Below are 13,933 nucleotides of genomic sequence, written 5' to 3'. Positions count from 1 at the left end.
CTGCCTGACATCCGGATGGACGAAGTTTTGAAAATCCAATTGCTCTTGATCGAGAAGTGAATACAGTCGTCGATACTCGACCAGTGAAACCGCTCTTTTCTTTTGAATGATCCGGATCGATAGGAGTCCAACGTTTTGTAAGATGTCATGATGTTGGAAGTGTTGAGACAATCTTGGCATGAGGGTCAAATATTGTGGTCCCGATGAGGTCGACATAACGAATTTTCTCCTTTCTATCACAGCCTTAATACTGTTTAACAACAGCATAAATATGTTATTAATACCTTGAATTCGAGGGATATAAACTTCTTATACCCTGATAATTTATTAGTACTTTTGATACTAGTTTTTAGAGGGAGAAAATAATAAAAAAAGACTAAAAACATTGATACTTATTTCAAAAAAGATGTATTCTGAATAGCCCTTTATAACTATATTTATATATACATAATGAGGAAATACAAATTGTGCATCTAAAAAAATAGACGTCAAGAGGGTGAGGATAATGGATTCAGGTACAGTCGATCTTTCTTCTGGTATAGTGTTAGATTCCTTAAGAAATCATGTGGCGATGATTCGATTTGATTTGCAAAGAAAAGTAGTCGATGTAAATGATCTCTTTGCGAAGACGATGAAATATCGGAAGGAAGAGATGATTGGTATGTATCATCACCTGTTTTGTCCTCCTGCATTTGTTAATAGCGAGGCATATAAAGCGTTTTGGGAGAAGCTGTTCTTCGGATTAAGTACTTCTGAAAAAATCGAACGAATTGATTCTCTTGGAAATTCCATCTGGTTAGAAGCGACCTACATGCCGTTGATTGAAGACGGGGAAGTCATCGGGGTCGTCAAAATCGCGACGGATATTTCGGAGCGGCAACAATTAGTCGAAACGTATGCGAAGACGTTCGACACGATTGCAGAGACACTTGACGAAAGAGCGCTCTATGGGATTAAAGAGAGTGGATTATTGAAGAAGACGATTGAACATATGGCGAACGAAACGTTAGCGAACTATAAGGTCGTTCAAAATCTGCAAAAACAGGCGGACGAGATTACGCAGATTACTGCGACCATCAAAGGGATTGCTTCCCAAACCAATTTATTATCTTTAAATGCATCCATTGAGGCGGCGCGAGCCGGTGATCATGGCAAAGGGTTCAATGTCGTCGCAACAGAAGTCCGAAACCTGTCAAAACTTGTCGAACGTGCTGTAGTGGATGTTCGGACAACGACCGAAAAAATGAACGGAGAACTGGAAAAAGTATTGAAGGTAATGGACCAATCAGCAAAAGATACAACGGATAGCCTTCAAGTGATGGAGAAAACCGTCGACAGATTCAATAGTATGGGAGAAACCGCTGGAGAGTTAAACGTGACCGCTAAAGCCTTTACGTCGATTGTTTGATGAGCGGTGCGATGACTCACTCGATGCTTTATCGTACGATTCAAGTCCTTGATAGCAAGAGGATTTGAGTCGTATTTTTATGTATCGTCATTTCTATGCCGCGTTCAGCTTAGTAATAGTTTCCTCTATTTTCAAATAAGGACACACCTACGTACCGTAGCATGAATGGACAAAAAAACGATGGATGAAAAACGACGACGTTTTTCTTTTGAGAGAGCGCAAGCGAGTAAGGAATGGATTCGTTCCGAATCCAAGTGCATTGAAAGACCCGCAGTGGACGGATCCACTGCGGGTAAGAAAGTACAGTTGGTCTCTTCTATGTAGAAGGGTGTTATGGAGGATACAGTAGTGAGACAAGTAGTGGAGTGCATGAAGGTTCGAGGAGAGATAGCTGATTGAAGTGAATCGATCTTCCTGTAGATAGGTAATGATTTTCTTTCTATTTGATGTACAGCATAAGAAGAAATTTCGGGCTCATGCGTGAGGCTGTAGGCTGCACGCAGCAACATCCTCATCGCACCGCTGCCCTCCTGCCGGACCGATAACGAGAGCTGCACATCGCTTGCGCGAGGCATCTCTACGTTCCTGTTCCTTACGACGGAAGGCACGGAGCGATAAAGAGAATAGAAAACTAGATTTATATTAGTGTATAAAAGTGTACGATACGCCTATTGATCCATGTCTACGGAAACGTGACATGGAATGTTGCAAACAAAGCATGTGTTTTTGATAATGATTTATTTTTTGTATACAGTCTACAAACTACTCAGCTTTTAATCAATATCATTAAATTTCATTGTTTAAAGAGTCGCTTACTTGTTTAAAAATCTTATACGATTGAATCTCTTTTTTACTGTCATGGATATTGGATAAAGCGATGATTTCATCTACATTATACTTTTCTTGAAACTCGATTAATTCCCGACGAACGGTCTTTGAATCGCCCATAATCGTGTACCCCAATTTATAATGCAAGATTTCTAATTCATACGGAGATAAGGATTCAAGGAAATCTTTCTGTGGCGGAATGAGCTGACTGAGATTATTGGTATAAATATCGATACATACCTGCAGATGGCTAGAAGCAATGAAAGAAGCTTCTTCCATCGAATCAGCGGCAATGATATTGATAGCAGCTAGTACATACGGCTCTTGCAGATATTTCGAAGGTCTGAAATTTTGACGATAGATGTGTAGTGCTTCTTCCATCGTTTCCGGAGAAAATTGCGCACCGAAAGCATATGGTAACCCGAGTCGCGCTGCAATTTTAGCAGATCCAGTAGAGGATCCTAGAATGAACACGGGCACGTGTGTATCAAGTCCTGGATATGCCCGAACATCACCTTGTTCCTCCTCTGTTCCAACATATCGCAATATCTCTTGAACTTCTTTTTCAAAGAAAAAGACGCCTTTATGATTTGAACGTCGAATCACATCTGCCGTTTGTTGATCAGTTCCTGGAGCACGTCCTAGTGATAAATCAACGCGGTCAGGAAAAAGTGTCTCAAGTGTTCCGAATTGTTCTGCTACGACTAACGGGGAGTGGTTCGGCAACATGACACCTCCGGAACCGACACGAATGCGTTCTGTATGCGTCAATAAATGCTGCACAATCGATACGGTTGCAGCACTGGCATAGGCATCATGATTGTGGTGTTCTGCGATCCAAATACGTTTATATCCCATTGCATCGACAGCTTTTGCTAATGTGACTACAGCATCTATTCCTTCTTTCATGGTTTCTCCTTGTCTTAACGGAGCAATTGATAAAACGGATAGTTCGAATTTTTTCATCATCTCACCTCTATGATTCATCGAGCTCACTGGTGGGTAAGCACGATGAACCCTTTTCTATTATTCAGGGCAGTATTAAAACTGTTAGATATGGTCATAAAGTCAGAATGAGATTGTTTCCCCATCATCAGGAACAAGGACGTTGGATGTGATGCCTTTATCTTTAATGAACGTCTTCAATTCTTTTCTTGAGAGTCCCCAATGGTTGACGGCTTCCATATGACTGACTAAAATTTTAGCTTTTGGAGCGGCTTTGTAAACTTGATAGACATCTTCTTTTCCCATGATCAATGGACCACCTTCGAGAAATTGATTTTGACCTCCATTCAAAATGAGTACTTCTGGTTTATACGTATCGATATTTTTTTTCACTTGTGAATACCAAACAGTATCACCCGCTATATATAACGTTTTTTCTTGTGGGTGTTGGAAGACGACTCCCATGACGTTCCCCATAGCCTCTGCCATTTTCCCGTAACCATGACGACCATCTACTTCAGTTAATTTGACTCCTTTAAAAGTCGTCGAATTGCCTTCCTTCATGACTTCAATATTTGTGAAACCCGCTTTGCGCGCTAAGTTTGCATCTTTTTCGTCTTGCATGAATAACTTAATATTTTTTGGAAGCTGTTCTTTTGCTGCCTGATCAAAGTGATCCTCATGCGTATGGGTAACGATGACAGCGTCTACGTCATCCATGATCTTATCGACAGAGAACGGTAGATCGACTATTGGATTCCGATCGTCTCTTGCAGCAGGACCGAACGAATCAAATTCACCTTTTTTAGAAAACATAGGATCCACTAAGAATTTTTGTCCTTTATATTCTACTGTTACGGTCGCATTGCGGATTTGTTGGACCACCAGGTCTTCTTTTTTCGGTTGTGTTGCACTCGTCTCATGATTAGACTGTGCATCTTGAGAAGTTCCACAAGCAGTCAAAATACCGCTCAATGTGAGTGTCGTTAATAGTGCTACTTTTTTTAGTTTTGTCATCGTTAAAGATCTCCTTTTCAGATAGCTTGCTTTTGATAGAGAATGTTATATCCTTGCATGAATGTATTTTTATCCTGCTCGTGACGGGATAAAAAAGTTCGTCCCTATTTACTCGCCCTGAGATGTAGTATATGGTCAATATGAAAAATCAAACAAGTATGCACTTTTTTCGCACATACTATCAAGGAGGATAGTGTTAATATGAAAACATCCAAAATTAAAGTAGCTGATAATCAGGAAACTTCTTTTGGCTATACACTTTCCATCATCAATGGGAAATGGAAACTGCTGATTATTTACTATTTATCGAACAACAATGCAGTTCGTTATAACGAACTCCAGCGTATGATTGGCAAAATAACTTACAGAACACTTAGTTCGACATTGAAGGAAATGGAAAGTGACGGATTGGTTCATCGCAAGGAATATCCGCAAATTCCACCAAAGGTTGAATACAGTCTTACGGAAAAAGGAAAAACTCTCTGGCCAATCATTCAAGAGATGTGTCAATGGGGAGAGCATAATAAAAATACTAAACTGAGATAGTCTGATTTTTAACATAAGTCGTTAGAATATCACTAACCAAAAATAAAAATGGTTCCAATCATCTTTATTAAATGATTGGAACCATTTTTTCTTGAGGTCTTGTTCATTGTCAATTTCTAATTGAGCATTCTTTGAATAGCACTTTTCGATAATACTTGATAGTAGTCTTTTAAATTTGATTCATAAGAAGCTCTTCTTATATTTTCAAAAGGTCAAATAATCATTTAGACGTTTTGTCGAAAAAGAAAAATAGTTGACAAAGGATTATTTAGCATATAAAGTACAACCTGTCAGTTAATTTCAGTTTACTTAACCAAAAGAAAGGGATGATATTATGCTCGAAGATCAACAAAAAATGTTTAAAGAACTTGCTGTTGTTTTTAGTGAATATTACTTGAATTATCTTTTATATAATAAAAATGCAGAAAAGTTTACTGCATTTAATTTAACGACGCAACAAGACACAATTTTATTTTTTGTAAAAGATAATCCACACATCACCGCAAATGAAATTGCGAAGAAATTCTCGATTTCTAAAAGTGCAGTAAGCCAAGTATTGTCGAAGCTCGAAGCACTAAAATTCATTAAGCGTGAACCTAATCCAACTAACCATCGCGAGTTTTTTATCGCATTAGCAGAAGAAGGTCTCGCTTATCAGGCATTAAGTGAAGAAGCAGATAATGATTTTATGATGAAACACTTCGCTGACATCGATTTAGTACAATTACAAAATGTTTTACAAACTATGAAGAAAGTGAATGCATCCATTTCATCATCCGACGAGTAGGATCATGAATTGTTTGACAATCAAATAGAGGACATTAATTATGAATCGCAAAGAGAAAGTATCTATTGCACTTGCATTATCTAGTTTATTTATTGCGTTTGTCGGGATGGGACTTGCCGCCCCAGTTATGCCCTCCATTGCGAAGGATCTGAGTTTAAGTGGTGCCGTTGTCGGTTATTTGTTTGCTGCTATGGCTCTTACGCAATTTATGGCTTCCCCTTTTACAGGAGTTTGGGTCGATTCAATCGGTCGTAAAAAAATGATAATTATCGGTCTTTTGTTATTTTCATTCTCAGAATTGTTGTTTGGTCTCTCAAATGAAATATGGCTATTATTCGTAAGTCGTTTGCTTGGAGGAGTAGGTGCCGCTTTTATTATGCCAGCTGTTATTACGTATATTGCTGATAAAACAACTCTAGAAGATCGTGCAAAAGTGTTAGGCTATCAATCGGCTGCGATCAGCTTAGGATTTATAATCGGACCAGGAATTGGTGGATTTATTGCAGAGTTTGGGATACGCGCGCCGTTCTTCTTTGCTGCTTTCATATCATTGCTGACTGCGATTGTTATTTTCATCGTATTAGAAGATTCGATTTCAAAAGAGCAACTACAAAAAAATCGTGCATCATTGGAACAACCAGCGTTTATACAAGAGTTCAAGAAATCCTTGCAACCACAGTACTTCACACCACTGCTAGTCGTTTTCGTGCTAGAGTTTGGACTAGCTGTTTATGAAATGATGTTTAGCTTATTTGTAGACGAAAAGCTTGGCTTCACTGTCCGTGATATTTCTGTCATTATTACAGTCGGCTCAATCGCTGGTGTTGCCGCTCAAATCTTATTCTTTGATAGATTGGTCAATCTACTTGGTGAACGAATGCTGGTTAACCTTACCTTGTTATCTTCCGCTATTTTCATCTTTATTTCGATTTTAATAGACGGTTACTGGATGATGATTGTCATTACAAGTATTGTATTCTTTTCGGGTGATATTTTGCGACCTGCTGTGACAACCTTATTATCAAAAATTGCGGGAGAAAATCAGGGATATGTTGCGGGGATGAACTCGGCATATACTAGCTTAGGTATCATAATAGGACCGATTATTGGTGGTATTTTGTTTGATATCAACATCAATATGCCATATGTGTTTGCCGCCTTTGTACTGTTTATCGCATTTGTGATTGCGAGTACAAAATTAAAGCAACCTCACTTCATTTGAAACTTCTTAAAATTCGCGATCTTATTAGATGGCGAATTTTTTATTTTGTATTCAAATTACTGTACGCAATCTTTCATCATGTAGCAGTCCTCAAATTCCTTTTAAAGTGGAATAGGTTCTTATCGAGAGAAGAACACTTTGATCCATCAAAAGATATAGGTATACAGGTAAGAAGTAATCAATCGAAATCGTTAAATGCCATGTCATCATATTTAGGCTTCTATACCAATGGCGTATGAATAGGAAAGAGTGACAAAAGGCTAAAATTCTTAAATAATCAAGAATCTTAGCCTTTTTGTGGAATGAAATGATTTTTCCGAGATTTTTAACGGTTTCTAGGACTCTATACAGACAATTATGGAGTTTATACGTCTTTCATTGGGGAGAGGCGCCGCTTGATTTCATTTATTGAGAGGTACAGGGTGTAATTTCCATGTTCAAGAATTGAATTTAAAAGGAGATTTAATTGTTCTTGAGAAGTAACTTTTATTTTCAAGTGATAACATCCTTCTCCAGATACACGATGTACTTCCATGACTTCGTGGCACTCGTTCAGAAAGTGAATAAAAGCTTCATGATTAGACGTTTTCATATAAATGATGACGAAAGCTGTATAAGAGAACCCTAATTTTAGTTCATCAATAATCAACGAATACGACTGTATGATTCCTTGATCCTCCAGTTTTTTTATACGGTTTCCTACCGCTTGACCAGTCATATGAATTTGTTTTCCGAGATCTTTCCATTGGATACGTGAATTTTTAGATAATATATTGAGGATTTGATAATCAATATTACTTAGTTCCATGTTGAATTCCTTTCATGATGAAATGATATGACGCAGAAATGATTCATCAACCTATCGATAATTACCTAGCTTCCATTTATCATTAACGTGTAAGGAAAATTATAAATGAGGTGAAAAGATGAACACAGCTTTAATTATTGTAGATATTCAAAAAGATTATTTTCCTAATGGAAAAATGGAACTGAGTAATCCAGAAGTAGCAGCAACTAATGCAGCAAAAGTTTTGGAGTGGTTCAGAAAAAATAATAAAGAAAACATTTTTCATGTACAGCATATAGCAAGCAACCCTGCTATGGGCTTCTTCCTTCCGGAGACGGAAGGTGTTGAGATACATGAAACAGTCGAGCCTTTGAAAGATGAAACGATTGTAATCAAGCAGTTCGCAAATAGCTTCCTACAAACAGACTTAGAAAAGCATTTAGCGAAAAATGAAATCACTAAGTTGGTAGTCGTCGGAATGATGACACACATGTGTATCGATGCAACTGTTCGCGCTGCTGTAGACTTAGGTTTTGAAACCACATTGATTGAAGACGCTTGTGCAACTAGAGACTTATCATATGACGGAAAAGTTGTTCCAGCCGAACAGGTTCACTATTCATTCGTTAGTGCATTACAAGGAATGTATGCTGAAGTCACTTCAACTGAAAGCTTTTTACAAAATAGAGCTTGAATCTTATGAAGGTTTAACTAAAAAGATAGAAACTTGCTTGCTACAAGTTTCTATCTTTTTTTATTACTAATTTATGCTTTCAACGCTACAGGTTAGAGTTATGGAAAATAGCTACTCAGTTTTGTATGAACTACAATATGTCCAAAAAATTTAAAGTTAAAATGTCGCGAATGGATAAAAATATTAATAAGTATTAACAATCAACGCTCATCATACGTATTTCGTTTCATGATTGATGTCTTCTTCAAGGAGTAAAAAAGATATAGAATGAAACCATAACTTTACTCGATTGTGAGACATTTTTCTGTACCGTTACTTTTAGCTGTTGTATATATCCTTAGAAATTATTTATAAATTCACAGTTTGGATTTTTATAATTCTTATAAAGAAATGTTCTTTATGAGTCAGTCTAGCATGCAAAGGTAGATATTCATAGTACAAAGTTATTAATGAAAATATAGAACATATAAGTGCTATCAAAAAATCATTTGATGTTTAAAAATTCGTATGGACATGGAACAGAGCGTTACGGCTCTGTCTGATTAAATGAACCGCAAGCCTTCCTGTTTTCACACTCTAGCTCGCTTCTCAGTGGCGCAAGGGTCATCAAAAAAAGCCGATACCGCCTCGTCTTCCCCCGTGTTTTGAATCAAAGCAAGCTTTTCGCTTTTTGATCTTTCCCTGCGGTAACCCTTGCGGCGTATTGCTACGTTCCCATCAATAGGATGGTACTGCGTCGGACTGCATCCCGTTTACCACTCACGAATGGACGAAAAACGACGTCGTTTTTCTTTTGAGAGAGAGCAAGCGAGTAAGGAATGGATTCGTCCCGAATCCAAGGGCAATGGGAGACCCGCAGTGGATGGATCCACTGCGGGTGAGAAAGCACATCTGGTCTGTTCTATGGAGAAGAGTGTGATGGAGGATACAGTAGTGAGACAAGTAGTGGAGTGCATGAAGGTTCGAGGAGAGATAGCTGATTGAAGTGAATCGATCCTCCTGTAGATAGGTAGTGCTCCTCTTTCAGCACAAGAAGAATTTTCGGGCTCATGCGTGAGGCTGTAGGCTGCACGCAGCAACATCCTCATCGCACCGCTGCCCTCCTGCCGGACCGATAACGAGAGTTGCGACTCGCCTGCGCGAGGCATTTCTACGTTCCTGTTCCTTGCGACGGAAGGCACGGAGCGTTACATAGAATTATAAAAAAAAATAAAAGGTTAGGGTTTAGTGGAAGGAATGGCATACTGAAGGAAAGATTCTTGTCCGCGTATGAGATCGTCGTTAATGCTTCGGTCATGAATGATGTGTCGTATGCGAGGATATCTAAAAAGGAGAAACTACATATGAAATTTGACGGATCGACCAATGTATTAGGTGCAGCACTTACAAATGTCCCTCTACTCTACCTTGTACCGATTGCATTCGGACTTTTCTTATTAATCGACTTCTTGTTTACAAAAGAAAAGAAGAGCTTTTTGAGCCGAACAGGTAAAATGATTTTGGTTCCGTTCATTCTGATCGTAGGTGTACTTATTTATCTCTATTGATTCGATATGCGTAATAAGAATGATCATTTTTATGACAGAAACGATCTTAAAAAGGTCTTTTCTTTTTTTATGCGTGAAAAATCAATCGTGCATTGTTTCGTAACGACTCAGTTATCTTACATATCCCTTCGCTTATCTTATCTAAGGTAGTTCGTACAGACTCTTAAATCATTCTATGCTGTGCTTAACAAAACGGTTAGGGGTGGAATACATGAATATAGTAGAGATGTTTGAGGTCGTGGATCAAGCGAAGGGGAAACAGACACCAGATAAGGTGACGTTGATTGATGCTCAACTTCGATTCGTGCGAGAAGTAGACGGTTCGATTGAGCACGTGACATGGTTTATCGATGTCGATCGACTAACAAATTTCATACAGACACACTTTATCAAACAGACCCAATGAGGTCTGTTTTTTTGTGTATCGATCTATACACCGTTTGACCTATTAAGAAAAATGAACAGGCGGAAAATATAACCAGATATATCCTGGTATTCACTGTATACTGAAGATAACTTAAAAATCAGGAATGGAGCGATAAATGATGAAACGAAAATGGATGGGGGCTAGCTTAGCGCTCGCAAGTGTCGGATTACTCGTCGGACCACTGCAAGGTGCCGAAGCGGCGACACCGAAAATCAAAGTCCACTATATCGATGTCGATCAAGGCGACGCAATCTATATCAAGATGCCAAATGGGGAAGATATCGTCATCGATGGTGGCAATAAGGGGAAGGGCGATGCACTCGTCGCCTATCTGAAGAAACAGAAAGTCGGTGACATCGAGATCTTGATCTCGACGCACCCGGATGCCGATCATATCGGTGGTCTCGATGAAGTCCTCGACTCGTTCAAGGTCAAGAGCGTCTACGCACCGAAGGTCAAGCACACGACGCAAGCCTATAAAGACTTCTTGTTGGCAGTCAAACGCGAGAAGCTGACAATCAAGACGGCAAAGGCTGGTGTCTCGCTTCCGGTCAAAGGTGTGAAGGCGCAGTTCGTCGGACCGGTCAAAGACTATGCGAAGAGTGATCTGAACAACTGGAGTGCGGTCTTACACGTCGCCTACAAGAAGAACACGTTCTTGTTCACGGGAGACGCGGAATTGAAGTCGGAGCAAGACATGATCGCGAAGAAGAAGACGCTGCGTGCGGACGTCCTCAAGGTCGGGCATCATGGGGCGAAGACATCAACAAGCACGACGTTCCTCAAGTACGTTAAACCGAAGTACGCCGTCATCAGTGTCGGGAAGAATGCCTATGGACATCCGACGAAGGAAGTCGTGACGAACTTGAAGCGTGCGAAGGCGACGATGCTGCGGACCGATAAGAGCGGCACGATCGTCTTCGAAGGGAACGGATCGTCCTACACGATCAAAAAGTCGAAATGAAAAAGCGAAAAGGGATCATCGACCGAATTGAAGAGAAGTGGGTCGTCGTCGAGTTCGATGATGGGATGCGTGACATCCTGATTTCCCGCTTTCCGATGACAGTCGAGTCCGGCGATGTCATCTGGATGGATGAGTATGGTCATATCGAGAAGGACGACCGTGAACGGCAGCGACTGTCAGACGAAATCGATGAGTTGATGGAAGAACTATGGGAAGACTAAAAAAGAAATGAGCTGAAGCAGATGAATAAGTTAGGACAAGCGGTCGTCATCGTCGGGTTAGGGTTATCACTCGTCGGATGCGGCACACAAGAGACGATAGAAGATCCACCGAAAAAAGCAGCGAATCCGACTGAAAAGGTCGAGGTAGCAGAGCCGGAAAAAGAAGATGTCTATTTCAAAGACGACACGCTAAAGATCGACATGGCGACCGTTAAGATTCTCTCGACAGAAGTACTTGAGCCGAGTAAAGAATACTTCCGCGAAAAGCCACAACTCGTCTTCACGTACGAGACGACGAACGACAGCAAGAAGCCACTGAATGGGATGAATGTCTGGATTGCTTGCTTTGAAGCGACACAGGAAGGAACCGACACGATCAATAAGTTAGAGGTAGGGATGACGCCACAAGAAGAGAAGTATGCCTCTTATTTAGAGCATCAGCTGGATGATATCAAACCGGGTGGTACTGCAAAAGGGATTATGGCTTATGACATCGAGGATCCGAAGGCAGTCGTCACCTTGAAAGCAACTCAAGGATTAGCAGGAAAAGAGTTAGGTGAGAAAAAGATTGAACTGAAATAAGCAGATGAATAAAGAGAATCCCATTGAATGAAGGAAGGTTGATGAATATGGAACAAACACTCACAGAGGCACAAGCACTTATTCTAGAAATGGAAGAAAAGTTTAAACCGTATATTATCGTAGGTGTTAAACAACGATTGGATATGGAAGAGATAGTATCCACATTTGAAGCGTATCTTCAAACACGAAAGTTCGATCGTTCGGGACATCGGATCATTTCAAAATTTAGCTTTGAACAATTTATTTTGCAAATGAAGTACTCTTAATCAATATAAGGCAATATCATTTCTTTTAAGGAAGCGATATTGCCTTATTTGTTAGAAGTTTCGACAATCGAAAAAAAGTATTACCGATTAATGCCTAGCTTCGATTTAGCAGTGTTTCTTCAAAAGTATTTACATGACTTGATTGCATCAATACTTGATAATTGTTCTTCCTAGGTGCTGTCCTGATTTGAGAGCGTCGATGGTAGAAGGAACTTCTTGAAGCGAAATTTCCTGGGTGAGCGCATCACTTGTTATATTCCATTGATTCGCAAGTTTTGTCCAAATCTGTTCTCTTTCTTCTAGAGTCACATTAACAGAATCAATTCCTAAAATACTGATCCCTCTTAAAATGAATGGGAGTACGGTTCCCGAAAAGGAGTTTCCTGCCGCGTTTCCACACATACTCATGCTACCGCCATAAAAAATCTTTGGAAGCAGTGCAGCAGCGACCGCGCCACCAACTGTATCTAGAATATAGTTAAATTGTTGCTTTTCAAGAGGTCTTGGATGTTGTGCCATATCCTTTGCAAACATAACAGCATGCGCTCCAAGGTTTTTAGCTACTTCCACTTGTTGTTCTTTTCTGACCATTCCTGTGATGTTGCGATAACCAGCTTTACGTAAGATTTGCAAAGCAAGACTTCCGACACCACCCGTAGAACCTGTGACAAGAATCGATGGATTTGACTCTGGATCCATCCCTTGTCTTTCTAATGCTTGAATTGACAAGCCTGCTGTTAGACCGGCTGTTCCGAATACCATCGCATCTTTTAAAGAAAGATTATTAGGACGTGCAATGATCCACTCCTCTGGTACTCGAGCATATTCTGCAAATCCACCTGTATGCGACATACCTAGCGAAAATCCTGTAACAATGACTTCTTCACCTGGTTTAAAAGTATTCCCTTCTGTTGCCACGATGGTTCCACTCAAATCGATTCCTGGAATCATAGGATAGTCACGTATAACCCCCCCATCCTGCTTTATAGCCAGCATGTCCTTATAGTTAATAGATGAATAATCTACTTTTATGAGGACTTCACCATTAGAGAGTTGGTCTAAATCAATTTGTTCAATTTCATATTGAACGAGATTGTCTTCTTTTCTGATGACAAGTGCTTGGAATACAGACATAAAAACGCCTCCTTTTGTTTGGTTAACAAATTGTTTGGTTACAAAACAATTACCAGACAAAACTTAACATGATAAGATAAATATCGTCAAATTAGGAGGGGATAGGACATGGAGCTATTCGAGTGTATGAATTTTTTACTCAGCGTTAGCCAAAACAAAGTGTTTAAACAATTTAGTGAAGGCTTAAAAAAGTATGGTCTGACACCTGCACAGTACGGGGTACTAAATTGCTTGTGGAAGTACGAAACGCTTTCACCTAAACAAATTTCAGAAAAGTTATATTTGGAGCCTTCTACAGTTTCAGGAATACTAGATAAGATGCAACACGCTGGGTTCATTGGACGTTCAGTCGACGAGAATAATCGAAGAAATATATTGGTTTTTTGTACTTTAAAATCGTATTCTCTACAAAATGAAATTGAGAAGACCGTTGAAAATCTAAACAATCAGCTTACAGAAAAGACTTCCGCTTCTGAGCTGAAAATTGTTAAACGGGTTTTAGAGCAAATGATTCGAAACTAAAATCAAACGAATGTACTTCGGAAAGCGTATTTTTAT

16 protein-coding genes are annotated in these 13,933 nt (G+C 39.6%); 12 read left to right on the top strand and 4 right to left on the bottom strand.

Annotated elements, in window-relative coordinates:
- Positions 1 to 505 precede the first annotated feature (505 nt).
- Complete coding sequence (locus tag KNQ09_RS16205) at positions 506 to 1,408, top strand: methyl-accepting chemotaxis protein (RefSeq protein ID WP_214859058.1); 903 nt, start codon at positions 506 to 508, stop codon at positions 1,406 to 1,408.
- Positions 1,409 to 2,194: 786 nt separating this feature from the next.
- Here the strand turns inward: KNQ09_RS16205 and KNQ09_RS16200 are convergent.
- Together KNQ09_RS16200 and KNQ09_RS16195 are read right to left on the bottom strand one after the other, a co-directional pair.
- The gene (locus tag KNQ09_RS16200; protein ID WP_214859057.1) at positions 2,195 to 3,202 is read right to left on the bottom strand and encodes an LLM class flavin-dependent oxidoreductase; all 1,008 of its coding nucleotides are present in this window, start codon (positions 3,200 to 3,202) and stop codon (positions 2,195 to 2,197) included.
- A 102-nt stretch (positions 3,203 to 3,304) separates the two neighbouring features.
- Positions 3,305 to 4,069, bottom strand: a complete 765-nt coding sequence (locus tag KNQ09_RS16195) for an MBL fold metallo-hydrolase (protein ID WP_214859108.1) — start codon at positions 4,067 to 4,069, stop codon at positions 3,305 to 3,307.
- 330 nt (positions 4,070 to 4,399) lie between these two features.
- Here KNQ09_RS16195 and KNQ09_RS16190 point away from each other — a divergent pair, with 330 nt between their 5' ends.
- The 3 genes from KNQ09_RS16190 (at position 4,400) to KNQ09_RS16180 (ending at position 6,753) form a co-directional block, all read left to right on the top strand.
- Complete coding sequence (locus KNQ09_RS16190; protein WP_214859056.1) at positions 4,400 to 4,744, top strand: winged helix-turn-helix transcriptional regulator; 345 nt, start codon at positions 4,400 to 4,402, stop codon at positions 4,742 to 4,744.
- Positions 4,745 to 5,078: 334 nt separating this feature from the next.
- Complete coding sequence (locus tag KNQ09_RS16185; RefSeq protein WP_251138231.1) at positions 5,079 to 5,531, top strand: MarR family winged helix-turn-helix transcriptional regulator; 453 nt, start codon at positions 5,079 to 5,081, stop codon at positions 5,529 to 5,531.
- A 40-nt stretch (positions 5,532 to 5,571) separates the two neighbouring features.
- Positions 5,572 to 6,753 (top strand): MFS transporter, encoded by a 1,182-nt coding sequence (locus tag KNQ09_RS16180; RefSeq protein WP_214859055.1) that lies wholly within the window; start codon positions 5,572 to 5,574, stop codon positions 6,751 to 6,753.
- A gap of 364 nt (positions 6,754 to 7,117) precedes the next feature.
- Here the strand turns inward: KNQ09_RS16180 and KNQ09_RS16175 are convergent, their stop codons facing one another.
- The gene (locus tag KNQ09_RS16175; RefSeq protein ID WP_053451900.1) at positions 7,118 to 7,561 is read right to left on the bottom strand and encodes an Lrp/AsnC family transcriptional regulator; all 444 of its coding nucleotides are present in this window, start codon (positions 7,559 to 7,561) and stop codon (positions 7,118 to 7,120) included.
- 118 nt (positions 7,562 to 7,679) lie between these two features.
- Here KNQ09_RS16175 and KNQ09_RS16170 point away from each other — a divergent pair, with 118 nt between their 5' ends.
- The 7 genes from KNQ09_RS16170 to KNQ09_RS16140 all read left to right on the top strand — a co-directional run bounded on the left by KNQ09_RS16170 (position 7,680) and on the right by KNQ09_RS16140 (position 12,241).
- Positions 7,680 to 8,234 (top strand): cysteine hydrolase family protein, encoded by a 555-nt coding sequence (locus KNQ09_RS16170; RefSeq protein ID WP_214859054.1) that lies wholly within the window; start codon positions 7,680 to 7,682, stop codon positions 8,232 to 8,234.
- A gap of 1,343 nt (positions 8,235 to 9,577) precedes the next feature.
- Positions 9,578 to 9,781, top strand: coding sequence for a hypothetical protein (locus tag KNQ09_RS16165; protein WP_214859053.1), 204 nt, complete (start codon positions 9,578 to 9,580; stop codon positions 9,779 to 9,781).
- A 211-nt stretch (positions 9,782 to 9,992) separates the two neighbouring features.
- The gene (locus tag KNQ09_RS16160; protein ID WP_214859052.1) at positions 9,993 to 10,187 is read left to right on the top strand and encodes a hypothetical protein; all 195 of its coding nucleotides are present in this window, start codon (positions 9,993 to 9,995) and stop codon (positions 10,185 to 10,187) included.
- A 139-nt stretch (positions 10,188 to 10,326) separates the two neighbouring features.
- Positions 10,327 to 11,172 carry a ComEC/Rec2 family competence protein gene (locus KNQ09_RS16155; RefSeq protein ID WP_214859051.1) on the top strand — a complete coding sequence of 282 codons (846 nt, stop codon included), beginning with the start codon at positions 10,327 to 10,329 and terminating at the stop codon, positions 11,170 to 11,172.
- Positions 11,169 to 11,393 (top strand): DUF3006 domain-containing protein, encoded by a 225-nt coding sequence (locus KNQ09_RS16150; protein WP_214859050.1) that lies wholly within the window; start codon positions 11,169 to 11,171, stop codon positions 11,391 to 11,393. The genes KNQ09_RS16155 and KNQ09_RS16150 overlap by 4 nt, the downstream gene beginning before the upstream one ends.
- Before the next feature lie 21 nt (positions 11,394 to 11,414).
- Positions 11,415 to 11,975: a DUF5067 domain-containing protein gene (locus KNQ09_RS16145; protein ID WP_214859049.1), complete on the top strand. Its 561-nt coding sequence runs from the start codon at positions 11,415 to 11,417 to the stop codon at positions 11,973 to 11,975.
- Positions 11,976 to 12,022: 47 nt separating this feature from the next.
- Positions 12,023 to 12,241, top strand: coding sequence for a hypothetical protein (locus tag KNQ09_RS16140; protein WP_214859048.1), 219 nt, complete (start codon positions 12,023 to 12,025; stop codon positions 12,239 to 12,241).
- Positions 12,242 to 12,388: 147 nt separating this feature from the next.
- Here KNQ09_RS16140 and KNQ09_RS16135 read toward each other — a convergent pair whose 3' ends face one another.
- On the bottom strand, positions 12,389 to 13,375 hold the full coding sequence (locus tag KNQ09_RS16135; protein ID WP_214859047.1) for a YhdH/YhfP family quinone oxidoreductase: 987 nt from the start codon (positions 13,373 to 13,375) through the stop codon (positions 12,389 to 12,391).
- Between the two features lie 108 nt (positions 13,376 to 13,483).
- On the opposite strand from KNQ09_RS16135, the gene KNQ09_RS16130 reads away from it, so the two are divergent.
- Complete coding sequence (locus tag KNQ09_RS16130) at positions 13,484 to 13,897, top strand: MarR family winged helix-turn-helix transcriptional regulator (protein ID WP_214859046.1); 414 nt, start codon at positions 13,484 to 13,486, stop codon at positions 13,895 to 13,897.
- Positions 13,898 to 13,933: the final 36 nt, after the last annotated feature.

It is taken from the genome of Exiguobacterium sp. s191, from assembly GCF_018618955.1.
Lineage (GTDB): Bacteria > Bacillota > Bacilli > Exiguobacteriales > Exiguobacteriaceae > Exiguobacterium_A > Exiguobacterium_A abrahamii.
This window is presented reverse-complemented; position numbering and strand designations above follow the sequence as displayed.